The sequence below is a fragment of the Neptunitalea lumnitzerae genome, assembly GCF_027924185.1.
In the GTDB taxonomy this organism is placed as follows: domain Bacteria; phylum Bacteroidota; class Bacteroidia; order Flavobacteriales; family Flavobacteriaceae; genus Neptunitalea; species Neptunitalea lumnitzerae.
Genome location: NZ_BRVO01000001.1, coordinates 174101 through 196386 on the forward strand (window position 1 = coordinate 174101; position 22286 = coordinate 196386).

The window sequence follows — 22286 nt, forward strand, 5'->3', positions numbered from 1 at the left end:
GCTGTCTGCAACAAATTATATATCCTAATGGTTATGCAACTCCTCATGAGCTATCAGGAAAACTACACCGCCCTACTACCACCCCATTGGCGTTTGGGTTTTAAACGGATAATTACCTTATCGGCTGCGTAAAGAGTAGCGTCCATGCCATGGTCGTCATATTCTACCGGACTATCTTCGTACCCGGTTTCTCCTTTGTTTTTCCATACGTAATTATCCTTTTCTTTTATTAATTGTACCGAGCTACGGGTTACCCAAATAGTTTGTGCTGATAACAATAAAATTCGATCATTCTTATTACGCTTGTCTACCGATTCAATGGAAAGTCCGGCTTTTTTGAGTGTGGCTATCAATTCTGGTCGGGCTCCATCCGCTTTTATAGCAATGGTACGTTTGAGATGTAGTTTTAGTACCTCTTGTTTTAAGGTATCTGAATCTAATTTCTCTTTCCATAGCCGTTGGTTTACAATATACCCCTCATTCCATTTATACAACTCTACCAACACAGTAGGGTCGTTATACCCAAAATCGAGTCCATAACTCAACAGTTCCGCCTCTGGTGGCAATCCATCAATAACCTTCCATTGGTAAATTTGTCCTTCTAAAATACCCGTTTCCCCCAAACCATACACCCGCCATTTATTAGCCCAATATGCCGACCTGATATTGCTAGTAATATCATAGTCTACTAGGTTAGGCTCTACAAATCCCTTTACTTTATACCCTAAAATATTAGCGCGTTCCTGTGGGTCTATTGCCTCATTATCCATAAAGGTAAGTTGTAGGTATTCGGCATCTTCATAGGGTAATACCTCTTTATGCACCCAAAACTCACGGTCGGGATTAAAATCTATAAATATCAGTTTGGCTCTTGAAGCAATTTGTTGATATGCCTCAAAGGTAATGCCGCGATTTGCCTCGTTAAAATAGACCATATCTCTACGGAAACCTTTTCCTATATCCGATTCCTTCAATCCCATAAACTCCAGGTAACTCCCGTTACTAAAACTATAAGTAGCGGTACTACTATTCCACTCTTGTTTAGACCAGTTACCTGTAGCTCTCATAATACTCATAAAATCACGTATTACAGTACGTTTCATTTTTGTAAGTTCTGCCTGAAATACCGTAGCTGAAGTACCCGATCTACTAATACATTGGTCTATCAGCTTCAACAATACGGTAAAGGTTTTACTAGCCCCTTGTCCGCCCTGCAATACCCTAATACGGAGGGTCATACCATCAATCTTCTTGGCTGCTGTGGTTTGTTGTATCTTCATCTAAAATAGGATCTACAGTGCCCCAAATAGGCATATATTGTACACTTTTACCATTACTAGTTACATCTACTTTTTGTACATCTAGGCCACTTAACCGCATTATTTCCTTTTCTATAGAAAGTATGGCACGAATACCATTGGGGGTACCGGCATACTCCTCTTTCATGGTATATTTTAGCTGTTGCAATTCGGCAATTTTAGCATTGCGTCGGTTTTCTAATTCAATTTCCTTATCAGTTTTCCATTGCTGATATGCCTGCCGTACATATGCCTTTGCTGTAGCCCTATTAATACTCCATTGCTGCATGGCACGTTGCATCAGCTCAAAATCTGGCATCCCTTCTATGATCCATTCCTGTAGGGTAAGAATTTTATCGGGGTTACCGGTTACTACTTCTTTTTTATTGTTATGCATTAAAAGTGATGTAGTTTTTTTGCTAAGAAATCTCATCCGTAAACGGAATTCAAGGTTTAAATTTCAACATTTCTATCTCTTAAAAGCTCATGAAAACCCCGTCAGTTCGAGTGAATTTCGATAGAAATTTGTATCGAGAACAAGGAGTTTTCTCTGTAAAGTCTTGCGCCAAACCTAACGCCTCTGGATCACGAACTAATTGGCGCACTCTAATGAGACCCTGAAATAAATTCAGGGTGACGATGGTATTTGTTATGATAAAGGGTAGCTTGTAAAAGCGAAATATATTTTCTGTTAGGTATCTGTAGTAGATAGAAATATTAAAATCTTATGCTACAAAGATAACACTTTTTTCAAAATACGAAATATTTTTTCGTGTTTTGTTATTTATCATCCTCCTCAAGGATAATTTTTATCCTAACAAATAAATACCTACCTTTAAATAAGCCAACTAATTAAACATACCCTTGAAAAAGCGTTACATAGTACTATTGATTATTTTAGTCATTCTCATAGCAAGAGAGTTTGTACCTTTTCAGGTCAATATTTATAAATCATATAATTCATACAGTACCTCGGAGAATACAGATTTCACAAATACAGGATTGGGAACCTCAGCAGAAATGCTAACAGATGAAAATTTATTAAATCTTGATATAGATCCAACATACCATATGAATATAGAAGGTATTGATAACGGGACTTTTTTTAAGGATGGCACCAAAAACCTTCTTACCATAAGTGCTAACCAAGAGAAAAAAATAAGTGCTTTTCGTTTTATTCCACTAATAAAATACATTCCGTATTCAATAGAAACCCATTATAATTATTATTCTGACGTGTACTACCAAGGAAAAGGTACACTTATTAAGTGTTCAGGAAACATAAGGGTTAATGGAACTTTAAAAATATTTGGTATTTGTTCTGGAAAAACAGCAAAACAACTGTTAGAAAATGAAATTAATGAACACGTAAAAGATATTATCTATACCAAAACTAAAGAACATATAAACGCCATGTAATTCATCATTTCGTTGTCTATATATTTAAACATCCATTTTATGAAACCTTACCAATTATTACTTGCTCTATGTAGTATATTATTAACCTCTTGCACCTCTAAACTAGAAAAAACAGTAGCAGAGCTTAATGCCACCTTAGAAAAAAATAATGCTGTAATGGTAGATAGCGTTACTATTACTGGCGATAAAGAGGTTACGTATCACCTCCACATAGAAGTTTTAAAAAAAGTAATTAACCTACCCCACTTTGAACAAATGATGGAACAAGAGTTTTACCATAAAGATGAAGACAATCCAGACACCCAAGTTTTTAAAGACTTTGAAGAGCTAACCTTAAAATACACGTTTTACGATCGTGTTGGCGAACATATTTATACCCTTACCTTAGCTCCGGGGGAATATTAAATAGCCAACAACTATTTTTTAACTTTCATTATTGGGTAAGGTTACGGTTTACCATAGAACGAAAATCATTTTGCATACTACTTTCGTACTATAAAATGTATCTCATGAAAAATTTAGTACTTGTTTGCTTGTTATTTGTATCGGTAATGTCTTGGGCACAGTTTCCAGGAGAGAATGTAACCCTATTTGAAGGTGCTACCGTAACCCCAAAACAGTTATCTGAAAGTTTTCAGCGCTTTGGTTATGATAATTTTTATTCAGCATTGAAAGAAGACTCTAAAGATGTTGATAGGTTAAAAGAAGTTTATAAACCTGGGGTTAGAAAGTATGATTTATTATATGGAAAAAAATTTACAGTAGCTAGCTATTACCCGTTTAAAGACTATTATATATTGGTATTAACAAATGAAGAACTTGGTACCGTATATTATAAATATTCACCAGAATACGAAAGCTCTTTTGAGCTAGATTTTATAGACGTACCCAATTTGCCTGCCGACTTTTATTGTCAATACATTACCTATCAAGAGTTTCCTAAGCACCAAGCGGTAGATTATTCTACCGAGCAACAAGACCGTATGTATTTTAGTCGTACAGAAACAAAAAAATACGGAACCATGTACACTGTTAACTTAAACCAAGCTACGCAAGAACTTGAAGTTAACAAAAAAGGTGCTTGGCTACTGTTAGATGATGGTACTAAAATTGAACACACTACCTGCCCTATTGAAGTAAAGGTAAACTCTGCTGCAGAATATGTGTACTACACTTACTTTGAATTAACCGAAGCTCAAATGAAAAAAATAAGTGAACACCCAATTGTACAAACTTCAGTGTATACCTTTACACATACCGTAGCACAAGGAGCCAAGATTAGTAAAATGGTAGCTTGCTTATTAAAAAAATAAAAGTTTATCTTAGCATATATATCTAACACATTTTCAAACACATACCACATGAAACCTACCTTTAGCAATCAATTATTCAACTGGCTTTTATTAGGAAGTTCATTTGTTATGTGCGCCACTACGGCTCAGCAGCTTGCTGCACCTTTTGAATTTTTAAGTGTTTATATTATCTATCTTGCTTTTGCAACAGCCTCTGTGTTAGCTTTGCTGGGACTCATCATTCCAAAAATGAACGGAGAACGTTTTGCCCGTTTCTTTATTCTAACCATGTTTATTTTACCGCCTGTATTACTAGGTTACAGATGGCTTATTAATTGGGCTATTTATGGTATTAATTTGATAAGCACCTCGCTAACACCTGCTGCCCTAGTAAAACTGGTATTAGGTATTGTTTTTATGTGGCTAACTACTAAATTTTCTAAGCAAACAGCCGAAAAACGCCAGCGAGATTATGGTATTTACATTATACTTATAGGAGCTTTTCTTATCATTAGGTTACTGGTTTTAATAGGGGAAGCCTTTACTAATGATGCTATTGAAATAATGTCTGTTACCGAACTCATTTTTAAGTTAGCAGTTGCAGGATCCTTAATTGGCATTGGTGAACGTATACGTACGGTTGAACCTAACTTAGCGAAGGTATTTTTAGCCCTTCCTATTTTTTTCCTATACGGATTATTTTAACCTATGGTGTTTTATTAAAACAGTATGAAAAAAAATAAAACCTACTTGTTCGTCTTTATAATGCTATTAGTATTTGTGGCAGTCTATTACTTTTTAGGTTCTTCATATATACTAAAAGCCTATACTATAAGTAGTCTAAGCAGTTCGCCTACTTTAGAACCTGGGCAAGTTATAGTTGCTAGTGCATTAAAAAAGCCTAAACGCTACAGCCACATTGTGTACCATTTACCCGATTCTTCTACAACCTTAACACATAGGCTATGCGGGTTACCGGGAGACACCATTTTTATAACAAATGGCAACCTTTACGTAAATAGTCAGAATACCAATAAACTATTCCCTACTAAACAACGTTATTCCATTGGCAAAAATATGCTAAGCTATCTACCAGAAAGTGAGCAAAAATATGGTATCCTATATGCAAGAGATTCTATACTGATAGACCTAACCAAAAGTGAGTCTAAAATTGTAGGTTCTCCTGAGGCATTGACTTCCAAAACTCCCGATTCTTATATTCAGGAAGTATATCAAAAACCTTGGTCTTCTACCTATTTTGGTCCGTATGTTGTACCGCAAGATTCAGTTTTTGTGTTGGGAGATAACCGATCTAATTCTTATGATTCAAGATTCTTTGGGTGCATTCCTATCAAGAATATTAATGCTACGTTGTTATTTTAAAAACAGAATACTTTTATACCTTTGAGCAGCACTTAAATGTTAGCTGTTATTATGATTGAACAAACACAAGCCAAAAGAAACAAACTCATTAATATAGTCATATTTGCCATATTTTTTGCCCTAGCATATTTAGGAGTTCAACAATTTTCTGGCGGTTCTGACTCTCCAGAAGATGTATTACCCCCATTAGCAGAAGAACTTAATAGTAAAACACCCTTTATGGTAGATGAGTTTATTAGAGCCGATAGTGCTAGTACTAAGGGTAATAGTTTTACCTATTACTACACCATAACCAATGCTCAAAAAAATGACATTGATGAAGCTATGGTAGTTAACACTGTAAAGCCTTTAATGATAGAAGAAATTAGAACTAATGAAGACATGGCGCTCTATAAAAAACTTAAAACCACTATTGTTTATAGTTACTACGATGCTAATGGCGAATCGTTCACCAACATTACCATAAGTCCAGATGACTATTTAGAATAGGAAATCCCCCCCTAAACTCTAGCAAGTTTTAACTACTTTTGTAGATATCATATATAACAACGTATGGGTTTATTTGACTTTTTTAAAAAGAAACCAATAGCACCAAAGTTTCCATTAAATCCATTAGAAAAGGCTTTAATGGATGCTTCTTCTAACATTGAGGCGCGTGCTCATTTCTACCACTTATTGTTGCAAGATAACGTGTTTACAATTACGGATGGCCCCATTGCTGACGAGGATCTCAAAAAAGGAGCTCCATTGTCTATACTTGCACTTAAAAAAGGAAAACTCCCTGTATTTACAGCTAAAGAACGTATTTTTGACAACGGTTATTTCAATAAAAAAGTAAGTTATGCTCAGCTAAAAGGGCAAGACTTATTTGAAAACACCCGAGGTGCTGCATTTATCTTAAACCCGTTTTCTGATTACGGTAAAGAACTACTAGCCACAGAAATTGAAACCATGCTAGATGGTAGCATTTTTGAAAGCTTAAAAGGTAAATCAAAAAAAATAGTTATTAAAGAAGAAACCAAGGTACAGCTATTTAAACCAAAAGAAATACCTGCCCCCTTACAAAATGCTATTTGTACAGAATTAAAAAAGCTACCTGAAGTAAAGGCAGCATATTTAGCTGGTATAGCTGAGAAAAAAGGTGAAGAACCCCATTGGATTTTAGGCATTGATACCGATGGTGATATTACCACCGCCTCACAAGCAGTAGGGCCAGCAACGGTACCCTTCTTAGATGGACGTTTTATAGACATTATTGCTATTAACCCTACCAATGAGGTAAGTGATTTTTTTGCAAGTCAAACCGACCCTATTTATACGAGAGAAACTTAACTCTGTTGTTTCTTATTTTTTTGTACCTTAATACTTGAATTTCAACCCAATGAAAGTATTTAAGAAATCTTACTTACCTCATATTTTTGAAGCCGCTATGGTAACCTTTGGTGTACTACTTGCGTTGTTTGTAAATGAATGTAATGAACAACGAAAAATTGACAATAACACCGAACAAACACTAGAATTTATTATTGCGGAACTACATACCAACATCACAAAATTTGAAAATAGCGTTGCTTACCATACCCAATTAAAAAAGGAAATAGACAGTACTTCACAACATATTACAGAGACAGATTTACAAGCTATCTATTACTCCAATACTAAATTTAAACACTTTCAACTGCCCTCATGGAAAGGTATAGGTATTGTAGAACCAGATAATATTGTTTTTGAAAGTGCTAAGATGAATGGTGTTTTTCAGGAAATAAATATACCCACCACTCAACTTATATCTGAAGCCTATCAAAAAATGAAGGCGTATGACTATTTAAGTGAAAATGCTCTAGAAGCTTTTTTAAACATTAACTCGGAGACCAAAACATTAGATGTTTTTAGAATATTAGAATTAATGAAATACGATATTCTAAACTTTGAAGAATACCTTCAAAACCATCTTGAACAAACGAAAGAAGAACTACAAAGAGTATTGGATGAAAAACGTTACAAAAAATAATATACACGTATGCGGTAGTTGCTTTACAAAATACTTTATCATGAAATTTGAACACTTAAAAAGAAATTAGCTTACTTTCATAAAAACAAAAAGGTGCTAAGAGCAAAAACTGCTATATTTAGAACCCTTATGAAAAGAATCATACTTTTTATTTTTTGTTGTACTGTTTTACTTGTTAAAGCACAAACTCCTATAACATACTCATTTAGAACCGAAACGGGTCTATCAGACAATGAAGTATATGATTTGGAGCAAGATGGCCGTGGTTTTATTTGGGTAGCTGCTAACAATGGTTTGCTACGTTACAACGGTACTGAATTTGAAAAAAAAGAAATTCCTAACCAAAAAGGAATAGCGGTTTTTTGCCTTACCAAAGACTCTGATAATAACCTTTGGTTTACCAATGTGTATGGTCAGTTTTTTAAAATTAACAAACAAAACATAGAGCTAAAATATGATGTTTCTAAAATTTTAAATGGTAACCTACCAGAATTTAGAGTTTTAGACAACAACCAGTTATTGCTATTTAGTAATAAAGGGCTATTAAAAGTAAGTGATACAGAAACTACCGTATTAATTGACACCCCAATACTAAAAGGTTTTGAAACTAAGCAACACTATTTAGTAATAGACCAACAACAACACTTACTTTATATAAATAAAAATACACTTCAAAAAGAAAAGGAAATTTCGCTTCCATACGCTGATATAAACAACCCGAAGTTTTTAACGTATCACAACACTACGTATATATTTTTTAAAAATCACCAAGAGAGTGTTCTTATTAAGCTAGAAAATAAGGAAATATCCCCTATAAAAACTCCTAAGGACTTTTCATTTTCAAGGCTTATCAACATCTTTAAAGTAAATGACAATATCTGGATATCAGATAACAACCATGTTCAGGTTTGTAAGCTGACCAATTCTGAACTAACAGTAGAAAAGACCATTTTTGAAAGTGAAAAAATTAGCGATGTTTTAATTGACATTCATCAAAACACTTGGCTAGCCACCTTACAAAATGGTATTAGTGTATCACCTAATAATAGCATATCTCAACTACCATATAACCCCATTGAAACGGGTTACATTGTAGGGTCTGAAAAAATTAGCGACACCCAAATTGTATATTATACAGACAAGGCAAACTTAGTATTTACCAACCTAAAAACAGGTGTTAGTAAGGTTGTTACTATTCCTACGAAAAGTACCATAAGTACCATGACTGTAGACCCTAACAACAAATGCCTTTATATTGGAATAAATGATAATGAAAGTTTTAAATACAATTTAAAAACTCAACAGTTTACAAAAATTAACACCCTCAACGTTTCCAAAGCTATTGAAATTATAGACAATGATATATTGTATTTGACATTTGATAAATCTATCCTCTATAAAAACTTTGGAAAACCCACGCAAACAAAACATCTTATAGAGAATGTACGTGCCTATACAGCCCATTATAGTAGAAGAAACAACTGCATTATATTAAGTAGTGCATCTGGTATTAAAAAGTTCAATAAAGAAGCTACCACATACCAAGAACTCACCTATAACGGAGAAAAGCTTTTTAGTACCTCTATGGCTGAAACAGATGATGGAACTTTATTTATTGCTAGCAAAACAAAAGGTTTATTTTATCTATCAAACAACCAATTAACTCCATACCCTTTAGAGTTAAATAACACCAACATTCAGTTTATAAAGAGCTATAAAAATAAACTTTGGATTGTTACAGATAAAAGTATTGACGTAATTACTCCTAAAACTAAAGAGCACTGCAAATACGGACTTAGATTTGGTGTAGTATACCCTGTAAAAGCATTAGAAATTACCGAAAATCAACTTTTTTACACCACCAATAAGGAGGTATTTAAAACCAATAAAAAAGACTTTTTAGGAGTAAAAGATAATAAGCCAACTATGTTTTTTACATCGGTTAGTTTTATGGACAAGGATACCACTCTACAAAAAAATTATACACTACCCTATTCCACTAACAATCTTAAATTCTCCTTTAGTACAAATCATTTTAACAGTACCGATTTTATACAATATAAATATCGATTAAAAGGTTTAGAAGATAATTGGCAAACCACTGCCCCTGGGCAAAATAGTATAAAGTACCAAGCAGTACCTTCTGGTACGTATTCCTTTCAGATAAAACCCTTCTTTATAGACACCTTAAAAGAAGGAGCCACAGAAAATATAGGGATAGCTATTAATAAACCAATATGGTTACAATGGTGGTTTAGCATAGCGTGTTTGTTGCTTATAGGCTTTATTGCATTTGGTATTTTAAAATACCGAAACAACCAAAGAATTAGAAAAAAGAACGAAGAGATTTCAAACCTTATTACAGAAAAAAGAATGGCAGCGCTTCAGTTAGAAAACCTACGTTCGCAAATGAATCCGCATTTTTTATTTAATGCTTTAAATTCCATTCAAGAATACATAGTAAATAACGAGAAAAAATTAGCAAGTGCTTATTTGGTAAAATTCTCTCGTTTAATGCGTTTATACCTAGAACATAGTAAGGTAAATGAAATTTCATTAGAAGAAGAACTAAAAACAATAGACCTGTATTTAACCCTAGAACAAAATAGATTTGATGGTAGCTTTACCTACCATATAAAGGTAGATGCTGCTATACAGCCTACACACTTGCTAGTACCTTCTTTATTATTACAACCCTACATAGAAAATGCTATTAAGCATGGGTTATCTCATAAAAAAGGAAAGAAAGAATTAACGCTAACCGTTATAACCAAAGACAACTATTTAGAGGTATGCATTGATGATAATGGTATTGGAAGAAAAGCTGCTCAAGCCATAAACCGCAGAAGCCGCCCCAATCATAAATCGTTTGCCACACAAGCCTCTGATAAGCGTATTGAAATTTTAAATGCACAACAACAACAGCAAACTCGTGTAACCTATACCGACAAAGAAGAAGATGGAACCCCTACAGGAACAAAAGTTTGCATTACCATACCAACAAAAACCCTACGTAGATGAATTTTTTAATAGTAGATGATGAACGTGGAGCCAGAAAACTATTGCATACTTTTCTGAGCGATTATTATACCGATTGTACCATTCATGAAGCTGCCAATTTACAAACCGCGGTAAACCTTTTAAAAACTAATGATATAGATGTAGTTTTTCTAGATATTGAAATGCCAGAAGAAAACGGCTTAGAGATTACCCGATACTTTGAACCAGCTCAAATAAATTTTGAAATCATTTTTACCACGGCATATCATCAATTTGCTATTGATGCTTTTAAGCTACATGCCATTGCCTACCTGCTAAAACCTATTGATGAAGACGAACTTATAAAGGCTACGCAAAAAGCTTTATCACAAAGAGACCAGCAACGTTTAAGCGCCAAAATAGAAAATTTAAAAACTGCCCTACAACAGCTATCTGTTAGTAAAATAGCTCTTGAGGTTCCTAAAGGAATTCTGTTTATGGAACTTGAAGATATTATTTATTTTGAAGCAGATGGTATGTACACCAACGTACATTTAAGCAATAACGAAACGAAACTAGTTTGCAAACCTCTAAAGTTTTTTACCGATCAATTAGAAACCAAACCCATGTTTTTTAAATGTCACCGTAGCTACCTTATCAACTTACACTACGTAAAAGAACTGGTAAAAAATGAAGGAGACTATTTAATATTGCCCCACCAAACACACATTCCTATAGCCAAATCTAAAAAAGAACAATTACTTGCGGTTATAAAAGACATCTTTTTATAAGATTGTTTTACGCTTTAGAAAGAAAAACCACCCATTCGGAAAGTAGCAGCATCTTTAGTCTTTTTTTACTTTTTTTTTGCCCCACAAATTAAAATTTACAAAAAGACAATTATGAGAAAAACTATTTTAGGCGCGCTACTTTTAGCTGCTGTATTTATTGGGTGTAGCGATGATGAAGAAACCACTATCACAGATTTTGGCGAAGCACTTTATTTTCCGGATGAGGCATTTAAAGCTGCCTTGGTTGAAAACCCTGCAATTAATACCAACGGTAATACAGAGATAGAAGAACTAGAAGCTGAAAACTTTACAGGCAGTATTGTTGCACCATCAAAAGGCATACAAGATGCTACTGGGATAGCGTATTTTGTTAACGCTACAGGTATTTCTTTATACAACAACAACTTAACAACTATAGATGTTTCTAATAACACAAAAGTTACTCAACTTTTATTGGAACAGAATAGCTTAACAAGCATTGATGTTTCTAACTTAACCGAACTTACCGATTTCAAATGTCATTCTAATGCATTAACAGAAGCTAATTTAGCAAACGGAAACAATGCTAACATGACACGTATGGAGATACAAACAAACATCTACTTACCTTGTATAAAAGTAGATGCTTTACCAGTACCTACAACAGGATGGAATAAAGACAGTGATGCTACTTATGGTACAGATTGTTTTTAATACACTTACATAACATGTTTGTCTGCAGAATTAAGCAGAGCAAAAAATATATCAATTTACAAACTCGTCTTATTTCAAGACGAGTTTTTTATTTCATTCAGAAGAAAAATCAAGGTATTCAGAAAGTCACTCTTATTTATAATAGGTGTTGTGTGTTGTTTTGCAGTATAAAATCAATTATACAAAAAGAGAATTATGAAAAAACTTTTACTCGTATTGCTTTTAGTTCTTACAGGAACTTCGGTAAGCTTACAAGCGCAAAGTACTTATTATGTAAAGCAAGATGCTACAGGTACTGCCAATGGTACTAGCTGGGCAAATGCTTATACAACTTTACAGCAGGCAGAGGACAATGCGCCTGACGGAGCTGATATATGGATTGCCGCAGGCACCTATATAGCAAATGCCAGCGACCGTAATGAACGTATCTTAGAAATTAGCAACTCCCATAACTGGTATGGTGGTTTCAACGGTACCGAAACTCAATTAAGCCAGCGCGACCCAGAAACTAACGTAACTATTATTTCTGGTGATGCTTTAGGGAATGGTAGTGCCGATGCTAGTGCAGTAGCAGATAATGCGTACAACTTAGTACGTGTAAATGCTTCTGTTGATTTATTATTTGACGGACTGACATTTAAAGAAGCACACACTAATAGTGGTGGTGGATTAAACGGAAATGGTGGTGTAATCCAATTTGCTGGCGTTGAGAATTCAATAGAGATGAATACAAATGCCGTATTTAATAACTGTATTATTCAAAATAACTACTCCAATAACAATACGCTGTACTATATACAGGAAAATGCAACCTATTACGGTAGTGTAGATGTGCAATTTAATGCTTGTAGCATTGTAAACAACCGTTCTTACTACCTATTTCAGGCTATTTATGACAGTTGGGATAATTCAAATTCTAGTTATGATACAAAACACATTTACTTTACAAGTTGTTTAATAGCTGAAAATACATCTAGTACCCGTGGTATTTTTTTAATAGACCTAGCACTACCTTGTGACGTTCGTTTAATAAACAACACTATTGTTAATAATACATATGCTTCTCCTCACTATTTAATTGAAAACGCTTGGGGAATAATGTCTACATTTCAGAACTCGGTTCAGTTATACAATAACATTATTAACAAACCTTCAGGTTTAGATTTAACCAATAACGCAACTGCTATACCTAATGCTGCTAACAACATGGGTAACCACAGCTATTTTGGTGCAAATAATGAGACGAATAGCAGTCTTTTTGAAGATTATAATAATGGAGATTATCATCTAGCTACTAATTCACCTGCAATTAGTGCGGCAAATAGCGCTTATTTATTAACAAACATGAGTACCGATGCCGATAACAACCCTAGAGAATTAGGTAGTTTAGATATTGGAGCATATGAATATTCTAGTTGTGACATAGACAATATAGTAGTTACACCATTGAATACAACTAACTTAAATGTAAATTGGCAAGGAAGTCCAGAAGTTACTGCCCCTTACGAGTTAACTATTGTACCAACAGGTCAACCAATATCTAGTGGTACAACTGTTACCGGAGTTACAAATACTTCTTATTTATTTTCAGGATTAACGCAAAATACAACTTACGATATTTACATTAACTACAATTGTCCTAGTTACAACATACAAAATGTAGAAATGATTACAGCTACAACAGGAGTTGCATTTTTTGTAGATGCCAATGCTACCGGAAATAATGATGGAACTACTTGGGCTGATGCATTTACAACCATAGATGCAGCTATTGCTCAAATAGTAGCAAGTACTACTTATTCAGTAATATATGTTGCTAAGGGAACCTATACTCCACATGCTACAGACCCTAGTATACCTTTAACTATTAACTTAGATAACCTTACTATACTTGGAGGTTTTGCAGGAACAGAGTCTTCTCTAAACGACAGAGATAATAGCTTAATATTTACTACCAATGCCACAGTAATAACTGGGGATCTTTTAGGCAATGATATTACAGGAGACTTTACTAATAATAGAACTGATAACTCTGCTAATCTGCTTAATATTACTGCTAATGATGTTAGAATAGAAGGATTTATATTTTCTGGAGCACATGCCGATGGTACTAATAACCCTATTATTAACACTAACAATAACAGTACTACCATTTCAGATTTAACGCTTAGATATTGTAAAATTACCGATAATTACTCATCAGGAGTTTTTATTGACTTCCGTAACTTTACAAATACTATTGAGATGGAAAATATTGATATAGATTCAAATCTTTCAGAAAATGGATTAATGCTTTTACAAAGTTCTGGAAATGAAGAAATACAAGTATCACTTACTAATTTTAAATTTACTAATAATACATATAGTTCTGATTGGGGTGGTATTTGGTTTAGAAGAGGTAACTCATCTAGTATAACAACTACCCTAACCAACGGAACACTGGTTGATAATTTAAATAGTTACAACGGTTCTGTTCCTAACCTTATCACGCAAAGCTCACCAATTGCTGAAGATAATGTATTAACAATTTTAAATACCATTTTTTGGAATAATCAATATACAAGTAATGGTAATGTTCTTGTTAGTGATACCGATATCAGTAATCCTAAAAGTAATGAAGGTAATAGTCAATGGTTAATACTAAACAGAGATATTATTAATCTTGTTAATCCTAATTTTTCTCCGTACTCTACTATTTTATTAAGTGACAGCAATCCTAATTTAGATGCAGCATATATGCCTACTACTAATTCTGTAGATGTACTAGACATGGGAGTTAACAGCTGGAACAACTTAAATTTAGATCTTGCAGGAAACCCGCGTATTTCTAACGGAACCATTGATTTAGGTGCTTATGAGTATGCTACTGCTCCGGCAGATATCAATGCCCCTACCTTAGCGGTACAAGATATTACAGTATACTTAGATGCTAACGGGCAAGCTACTATTACAGCACAAGATATTGATAATGGTACTACAGATAACACAACTGCTACAACAGATTTAACGTTAGCATTAGACATTACAAGTTTTGACTGTGATGATCTAGGTACCAATACAGTAGTTTTCACTGCAACAGATGAGGCTGGTAATTCAGACAGTACAAATGCTACAGTAACAGTGGTAGATAACTTAGCACCTACTGTAACTACCTATGATGTAACGTTTGATTTAGCAGGAAACTCTTCTTTTACTATACCACCACAAGCTGTTCTTGATGCAGCTATAGACAACTGTTCTGTTAGTAGTATCACAATAGACCAAGATACCTTTACTACAATTGGTACTTACACCGTTACCTTAACAGTAACCGACAGTAGTAATAATCAATCTACTGCAACAGCTATTGTAACTATACAAGACACAATGGGATTAGAAGATGAAGAGTTAGAAACTTTAAAAGTGTACCCTAACCCAGCTACCACTGCAGTAACTGTTACGGGAAGCGTGGAAATTGAAAAGTTACAACTTTTCAATTTACAAGGGCAATTAATAAACACTTCTTTCTCTAACAATATAGCAACTAACAATATAGCCCCTGGTATATATTTATTAAAAATACACGGAAACAATAAAGTAGTTACTAAAAGAATTATAAAGCAGTAGTAATGTAAGTAAGTGCAGAACTTTATAAGTTCTACACACCGAGGAGCCTAAGTTGGGGGGATTACAAGGTTTGGGCTTCTCACAAATTAAAGAGCCGGTAATAGTATTACCGGCTTTTTTATGACTGTTACTCTCAGTTCTTTACATCAAAAAAAGCTCAAAATCAACACTTTAAAGATAAAATATCGTATCTTTATTATAGTATATAATCCCAAGTAAACAGAATAATAACATTTAAACTTACTGTTATGAAAAAGTTTTACTTGATACTATTTATAGCCTTAGCCAATTTGTTTATAGCTAATGCTCAAGCTCCTTTTATTACCACATGGACTCCAAATTCAGCTGACGGACTGGTAATCACAATCCCTACGCATCCTGCTTATACTTATAATTTTACCATTGATTTTGGTGATGGTACTATAGAGAATGCAACAAGTACCATATCTCATACGTATAGTACCCCAGGTACTTACACAGTAAGTATTTCTGGAGATTTTCCCTCACTATATTTTGAGTATCAAGGTATACCCTTATCCAACAATGAATTGAAATCTGTTGAACAATGGGGAGATATACAATGGGCTACTATGGATAATATGTTTAGAGGTTGCTACCAGTTGAAATTAAATGCAACCGATTCACCAGATTTAAGCAACGTAACTAGTCTTAGACATATGTTCTTAGCAACAGGTATAGAAGATGGTGGTAATTTGAACTCATGGGATGTTTCTACTATTACCAATATGCAAGGATTGTTTAGAAACTCTTCACATTTTAATCAACCTTTGGATAATTGGGATGTTTCCAATGTAACTAATATGAATGGTATTTTTTATCATACAAGAATGAATTACCCGCTAGACATGTGGAATATTTCTAATGTAACGGATTTAAGTTATTCATTTTATAACGCCATTTTCTTTAATCAATCCCTAGACAATTGGGATACATCTAACGTAACTAATATGGAATATATGTTTGCAGATACCCACTATAACCTACCGCTGAATAACTGGGATGTGGCTAACGTAACCAATATGGAAGGTATGTTTATGGATATAGATGAATTTAACCAGCCACTTAACAATTGGAATGTTTCTAGTGTTATAAATTTTCGAAGAACTTTTAAAGGCTGTAAACAGTTTAATCAACCTTTAGATAGTTGGGATGTTTCCAATGTGGTTGATTTCTCTGAAATTTTTTGGAAAGCAGAAAACTTTAACCAACCCTTAAATATGTGGATTATTAGCAGCGCTAATTCACTAATGGGAATGTTTAGAGATACAAACTTTAATCAACCTTTGGATAATTGGGACATTACTACGGTTACAGACATTTCATATATGTTTTGTGAAAATCCAAGTTTTAATCAACCGCTTAACATGTGGAATACTTCTAACATAACTAACATTAGTCACATGTTTTATGAAGCTACTAGCTTTGCACAACCTCTAGATAATTGGGATACTTCGCAGGTTACAGATATGTCATATCTTTTTTGCAAAGCTTCAAACTTTAATCAACCTATTAATAATTGGGACACTTCACAAGTTACCAATCTAAGCGCTACATTCTATGTCAACACAAGTTTTAACCAGCCGCTAAATAATTGGGATACCTCTCAAGTTACAAATATGTCTTTAACATTTGCTAGTGCCAAAAATTTTAATCAGCCACTAGACAATTGGGACACCTCAAATGTAACTACAATAGAACGTTTATTTTCTAGTGCCACAAACTTTAACCAAAATATAAATTCTTGGAATGTAAGCAACGTTTCTGTCATGAGAGGTACCTTTGCTAATACTTCAAACTTTAATCAACCTTTAGACAATTGGGACACTTCACAGGTAATTTGGTCGAATAGTATGTTTAATGAAGCTTTAAGTTTTAACCAACCGCTAGATGATTGGGACGTTTCTAATATATCATCTATGACTTCTATGTTCGAAGGTGCATTATCATTTAACCAATCATTTGCTAATTGGTCTTTTAACACATCTATTAATTCTATGGGACGTTTTGTAGAAAACACAGCCATTAGTATAGCTAATTATGATAGTTTATTAGAAAACTTAGCCACTCATAATATACCTGGCACATTACTTTTTTCTAATGGACTTGAGTATTGTGACATTAATTCCAGAGACTACTTAGTAAATTCACTTGGCTGGACCATTACGGGAGATACAGTAGCCACAAATTGTAATTTAGCCACTGATAATTTTGAACTAGAAGAAGACATACACATATACCCTAACCCAGTAAACAATGAATTGTTTATTACTAGCCAGAACAGGTTACAGATAAAACAAGTTACCATATATAATCTGCAAGGACAACGCGTGCTAAACACAAAAGCAAGTACCATGAATGTGAATACTTTGGCAACAGGAATTTATATGGTGCAAATAACCACTAATAAAGGTATTGTAACTAAAAAATTAGTAAAGAAATAAACTATAATAACTAACAAATTAGCCTTTCAATTAGATTATACTTTACGAATCAAAAAAATCCGGTAACTAGCTTATCGGATTTTTTTATACAAAATAGTCAAAAACACTATTATATTTAACACGGTAAGCTATAAAAATAAAAGTTAATTACTTAACTTTAAACTACTTAAAACTATTCATCATGAAAAAACTACTCATCTTTTCCTTTCTATTGGTTGCCAAATCCATTGTGTATGGGCAAGAAATAGAAGTACCTGTAAATCCTGTTTTTGAGTCTGAAGCTGATTATAAAGCCTATGAAACCAAAGTTTTAGAAGCTATAGATTGGGCTGCCTATACCCCAGTAAATACCGAAACCGACAAACGCAAAAAAGTAAATGCTTTTTTATTAGAATGGATGAGTGGTACCCCGTACATAGATATTGTTGTGTCAGACGGATTAGTACCCTACATGGAGCATCCCGAATGCTTTATGGTATTTATGAGTGGATGGACCAAGTATAGCTTAACCCATAATTATACCAATAATGAGCTAGATTGTGCGCTTGCCGGCACAGAACATGTGATTATATTCTACGAAAAAAATAAAAGCGCTTTAGGTAAAATAGGCTCCATTGAAAAACTTATAAAGCTGCAGAAAAAAGGAAAGCTTAAAAATTATATTGAAAAACAACTTGAGGGGTAACTTTTAAAGATTACAACTTTAAGTGGCATAGTATTTGGAATGTTCAGGGTACCTAATCAGTAATCTATGAGACCACTATACCTGTATACAACCCTACTTTTAGTTGTATTGGTGTCTTGTAGTACCCAAAAGGAATGGAGTACTGTAAAAAACACAACTGAATATAGGGATATAGCCAGATACTTAATAGAAAATGAGCATCCTTCTCACGTTAAAAAAGCTTGGAATACTTATTTTACTTTACGAGAACAAGAATGGAGTCAAAGTCCACCAGCTTGTTTTTTGAATACTATAGACATTTCAACAGATAGTGTAGCTCAGCTTTTTTTAGAATACAACACTATAAAGATTAATACTTTAAAAGACAGCCTACTAACAAAATTAATAAAAAGAGATACATCTCGTATTCACTTAAGAAGCTATAAAGACCCCGATAACATGCTCAGAAAAGCTTCAAACTTTATGATAGCCATAAATATAGCTCCCAACACTCCACTTACATTACATAAAACAATTTTATCTAATGTACACCAAGCGCTAGATAGCTATAAAAATGGTCTTTGCATTCAATGGTTCGGGGCTTCTTATAACCAAACAGCTACCTACAAAAGAGCATGGATAGATAACTTTGTATATAACAAAATAACCTTCTTTAAAATGGGTAGAATACCACCGCCTCCGCCCCCACCTTTTAATCCTGATTATTCTTTGAAGCATTCTGAATAAGTACTCTTTGAAAATTAGAAATAATGAAATGAAAGATTTTATTAAAACTTGTAACATTTTTACTACATTATCGTTTAATAAGTAGACCATCATATTTTAAACCTACCATGAAAAAAACACTCCTACTATGCATTTCCCTCATAAGTATTGCAACCTTAACTACTAGTTGTGCCGAATTTTTTGAAGATTGTTTGTTCTGGCCAGCAAAACCCAATATTAAAACAGCTAGTATACCACAAGGTAACGTTAACACTTATTACTATACTGAAATAGAAGCTGAAATTGAAAATGACCCCGACGATTTAAACTATTACTACGATTTTGATGTAGAAGGTGAATTACCTTATGGATTGGAATATTGGACCTATGACAATATTTTAATTATTGAAGGCACCCCACAAGAAACAGGTACGTTTAGTTTTACTGTAGAGCTATATGTAGAGGCGCCATACCGTGGTAACGATGATGAATCGGACGATAACAATATCTGTTTAGGAAATGATATTACACATAAAACTTTTACACTTCGTGTTCCTAATTAATTTTACGGAATTACTACCTTAGTTTTTATTTTGTGTATGCAACCTGAAAAGTCAGACAGAGAAGTATTAACCGAAAAGCACAGCTTTAAAAATGACCTTATTTTTAAAACTAAAATAAGTGTACTTACAGCAAAACGTTATTGGGCAAATACTTTACACAAAACTGTAGAATTTCCTTTTACAAATGCATTAGTAAATCAACCCGTGATTGCTTTTTCTGAAAGCGATTTATGGAATCCTAACGACACTAATGACAACTGGATTTTAACAGCAGGCAAAATTGAGAACTTACGGGTTGCCGCTAAAAAACTTAACGGACTTGAGGTACCTGCCAATGAAATATTTAGTTTTTGGCAACACATTGGGAAACCTACCAAAAGAAAAGGTTATGTAGTAGGCCGTGAAATACGAGAAGGCTGTATAGTACCAACCATTGCAGGAGGCTTGTGCCAATTATCTAATGCCTTATACGATACAGCTCTTAAAGCAGATTTTGAAATTATTGAAAGGCACCGACATACCAAAGTAGTAAAAGGTTCTTTGGCAGAACAAGACAGAGATGCCACTGTAAAATGGAATTACATCGATCTTAGATTTGTTGCCACTACCCCTTTTAGAATAGAAGTATTACTTACCAGCAACAAGCTAGTAGTTACCTTTAAAAGTACTGCTAAAGATACTAACCGTGTAATTCCTAGAATGGGGTCGCGTACATCGGTTTCACTTAACGATTGTTTTTCTTGCGGCAATACGGCTTGCTTTAAACACCCTAATAGAGTTGGTAACAAGCAAAAAAGCGGCATTACTACATATGTACTAGATGAGTACTGGGAAGAGTTTAACAACTACTTAAAAGAAAATGCAACTACTACTGACTTTTACTTGCAACCCTTACCCGATAAAAAATATATTAAAACAAACCGATACCGTTGGAGTACACCAAATCATAAAAACACAAAAGCACTTACTTTTCAGGGGATTAACCGTGCTTTAAAAATGCGAAAAGGACTCAAGAAAAAACTAAACCCTTTTGAGCTTAGCTTAGATTTAGATAAAAAACTTGCAGAAGCAGCAGCAAAACGCATACCCATAGAAAGTACGCATTTAGTAATACAACAAAACCTATTACCTTTTGTGTATGCTTCAGGTGCTTTAGGAGGTAGAACCTTTGATGTACTTATGACACGCTTACCTATGGAGTACCTACAAGAGCAGCTAGACAAGGCATTTGCTTTATACCCTAACAGTGAAACTCTGAAAGACTTTAGGGCACCCCATACGCTTATTGAACTAGAAAATAAAGCACTTACACAAGCCCAAACTATTATAACTCCTCACACAGGTATAGCTGCTTTATTTACCCATAAAACAAAATTAATTCCGTGGGTAAATCCTGCTAGTGTACTTAATACCCCAATAGGCAAACAAATACTTTTACCTGCTTCTGGTGTAGGCAGAAAAGGAGCTTATGAAGTAAAACAATTAGCAAAAGAGTTAGGTTTTGCCATTACCATAACGGGCAAAGCTACGGAGTATACAAACTTCTGGGAAGATATTGAGGTTTCTTATTTTGATGGTGATTTTAGTACTATCGGCTTAGTCATATATCCTGCTTATGTAGAGCATCAACCTAGGCAACTTCTTAAGGCATTGGCGTATAACATACCAGTAGTTGCCACGCCTGTTTGCGGATTACCACCAAATAAAAACTTGCATATTGTTTCTATTGGAGATTATAATGCTTTAAAAGCAACGGTAACTACATTATTACCTTAATTTTTTATTTTTTAGGGGTTTCCCTATAACGTTTCTAGTGATTCCCCTCTACAGTAAGCCCAGAATACCCACTACTTTTGGAAAGTAAATACAATCAATTTCACTCACTTAAAGTTTTAATTATGAAAAAATTTATTCTATTATGTGTATGCATAATTGGTACCGCTACATTATTTGCCCAAGGGGAAGGTTCTAAAACAAAGTATAACCTAGCTTTTGGTAATGCAGATATATCTTCAGTTACTGCAAAATGGCGTTTTAGTATCTTATTAGGAGAACCTATTATTAACGGAAGTTACAAATGGGAAGGAACCGGGAAATTACATGCCAACGATTTCATTATTTTAAAAGTTCAAGCTAATGGAGACCCAGACATTTATGCTTGGGTAAAAATAGACCCTGCAATACCGGAAGCCGATGGAGATTACGGTTACAATATGGCACGATCTCCGAACTGGGATGAAACATTTTGTGGATATGATGAAAATGGGAGAGTAATAAGATGCTGGTCTGCAGAGAATGCTAAACATTTTTGGAAAAATGGATTTACTGTAATTGACTTCAAATTCAAAAGAAAGCAATAATTACTTTCCATCAGTTTTACATAAATAGAAGGCATATTA

20 protein-coding genes are annotated in these 22286 nt (G+C 34.0%); 18 read left to right on the forward strand and 2 right to left on the reverse strand.

Going from position 1 to position 22286, the window contains the following annotated elements:
- Positions 1-62 precede the first annotated feature (62 nt).
- Together Y10_RS00715 and Y10_RS00720 are read right to left on the reverse strand one after the other, a co-directional pair.
- Complete coding sequence (locus Y10_RS00715) at positions 63-1280, reverse strand: phage terminase large subunit (protein ID WP_281763437.1); 1218 nt, start codon at positions 1278-1280, stop codon at positions 63-65.
- The gene (locus Y10_RS00720) at positions 1243-1695 is read right to left on the reverse strand and encodes a hypothetical protein (RefSeq protein ID WP_281763438.1); all 453 of its coding nucleotides are present in this window, start codon (positions 1693-1695) and stop codon (positions 1243-1245) included. The genes Y10_RS00715 and Y10_RS00720 overlap by 38 nt, the downstream gene beginning before the upstream one ends.
- A gap of 491 nt (positions 1696-2186) precedes the next feature.
- Here Y10_RS00720 and Y10_RS00725 point away from each other — a divergent pair, with 491 nt between their 5' ends.
- The 18 genes from Y10_RS00725 (at position 2187) to Y10_RS00810 (ending at position 22247) form a co-directional block, all read left to right on the forward strand.
- The gene (locus Y10_RS00725) at positions 2187-2717 is read left to right on the forward strand and encodes a hypothetical protein (RefSeq protein ID WP_281763439.1); all 531 of its coding nucleotides are present in this window, start codon (positions 2187-2189) and stop codon (positions 2715-2717) included.
- A gap of 39 nt (positions 2718-2756) precedes the next feature.
- Positions 2757-3122 carry a hypothetical protein gene (locus Y10_RS00730; RefSeq protein WP_281763440.1) on the forward strand — a complete coding sequence of 122 codons (366 nt, stop codon included), beginning with the start codon at positions 2757-2759 and terminating at the stop codon, positions 3120-3122.
- Between the two features lie 104 nt (positions 3123-3226).
- Positions 3227-4030, forward strand: coding sequence for a hypothetical protein (locus Y10_RS00735; RefSeq protein ID WP_281763441.1), 804 nt, complete (start codon positions 3227-3229; stop codon positions 4028-4030).
- A 48-nt stretch (positions 4031-4078) separates the two neighbouring features.
- A complete protein-coding gene (locus Y10_RS00740) occupies positions 4079-4714 on the forward strand; it encodes a hypothetical protein (RefSeq protein WP_281763442.1) in 636 nt (211 codons plus the stop codon).
- 24 nt (positions 4715-4738) lie between these two features.
- Positions 4739-5392, forward strand: coding sequence for a signal peptidase I (gene lepB / locus Y10_RS00745; RefSeq protein WP_281763443.1), 654 nt, complete (start codon positions 4739-4741; stop codon positions 5390-5392).
- Between the two features lie 51 nt (positions 5393-5443).
- The gene (locus Y10_RS00750; protein WP_281763444.1) at positions 5444-5881 is read left to right on the forward strand and encodes a hypothetical protein; all 438 of its coding nucleotides are present in this window, start codon (positions 5444-5446) and stop codon (positions 5879-5881) included.
- Positions 5882-5944: 63 nt separating this feature from the next.
- On the forward strand, positions 5945-6724 hold the full coding sequence (locus tag Y10_RS00755; RefSeq protein WP_281763445.1) for an enhanced serine sensitivity protein SseB: 780 nt from the start codon (positions 5945-5947) through the stop codon (positions 6722-6724).
- Positions 6725-6773: 49 nt separating this feature from the next.
- The gene (locus Y10_RS00760) at positions 6774-7403 is read left to right on the forward strand and encodes a hypothetical protein (RefSeq protein WP_281763446.1); all 630 of its coding nucleotides are present in this window, start codon (positions 6774-6776) and stop codon (positions 7401-7403) included.
- Between the two features lie 129 nt (positions 7404-7532).
- Positions 7533-10424: a sensor histidine kinase gene (locus Y10_RS00765; protein WP_281763447.1), complete on the forward strand. Its 2892-nt coding sequence runs from the start codon at positions 7533-7535 to the stop codon at positions 10422-10424.
- A complete protein-coding gene (locus Y10_RS00770; RefSeq protein WP_281763448.1) occupies positions 10421-11173 on the forward strand; it encodes a LytR/AlgR family response regulator transcription factor in 753 nt (250 codons plus the stop codon). The genes Y10_RS00765 and Y10_RS00770 overlap by 4 nt, the downstream gene beginning before the upstream one ends.
- A 111-nt stretch (positions 11174-11284) precedes the next feature.
- Complete coding sequence (locus Y10_RS00775; protein WP_281763449.1) at positions 11285-11866, forward strand: leucine-rich repeat domain-containing protein; 582 nt, start codon at positions 11285-11287, stop codon at positions 11864-11866.
- Positions 11867-12061: 195 nt separating this feature from the next.
- Positions 12062-15472: a T9SS type A sorting domain-containing protein gene (locus Y10_RS00780; RefSeq protein ID WP_281763450.1), complete on the forward strand. Its 3411-nt coding sequence runs from the start codon at positions 12062-12064 to the stop codon at positions 15470-15472.
- A 248-nt stretch (positions 15473-15720) separates the two neighbouring features.
- Positions 15721-17934 carry a BspA family leucine-rich repeat surface protein gene (locus Y10_RS00785; protein WP_281763451.1) on the forward strand — a complete coding sequence of 738 codons (2214 nt, stop codon included), beginning with the start codon at positions 15721-15723 and terminating at the stop codon, positions 17932-17934.
- Between the two features lie 181 nt (positions 17935-18115).
- Positions 18116-18619: a hypothetical protein gene (locus Y10_RS00790; protein ID WP_281763452.1), complete on the forward strand. Its 504-nt coding sequence runs from the start codon at positions 18116-18118 to the stop codon at positions 18617-18619.
- A gap of 66 nt (positions 18620-18685) precedes the next feature.
- Complete coding sequence (locus Y10_RS00795; protein ID WP_281763453.1) at positions 18686-19345, forward strand: hypothetical protein; 660 nt, start codon at positions 18686-18688, stop codon at positions 19343-19345.
- Between the two features lie 107 nt (positions 19346-19452).
- Positions 19453-19887 (forward strand): hypothetical protein, encoded by a 435-nt coding sequence (locus Y10_RS00800; RefSeq protein WP_281763454.1) that lies wholly within the window; start codon positions 19453-19455, stop codon positions 19885-19887.
- A 36-nt stretch (positions 19888-19923) separates the two neighbouring features.
- A complete protein-coding gene (locus Y10_RS00805) occupies positions 19924-21663 on the forward strand; it encodes a VanW family protein (RefSeq protein ID WP_281763455.1) in 1740 nt (579 codons plus the stop codon).
- Between the two features lie 122 nt (positions 21664-21785).
- Positions 21786-22247: a hypothetical protein gene (locus tag Y10_RS00810; protein ID WP_281763456.1), complete on the forward strand. Its 462-nt coding sequence runs from the start codon at positions 21786-21788 to the stop codon at positions 22245-22247.
- The last annotated feature ends 39 nt before the right edge of the window (positions 22248-22286 follow it).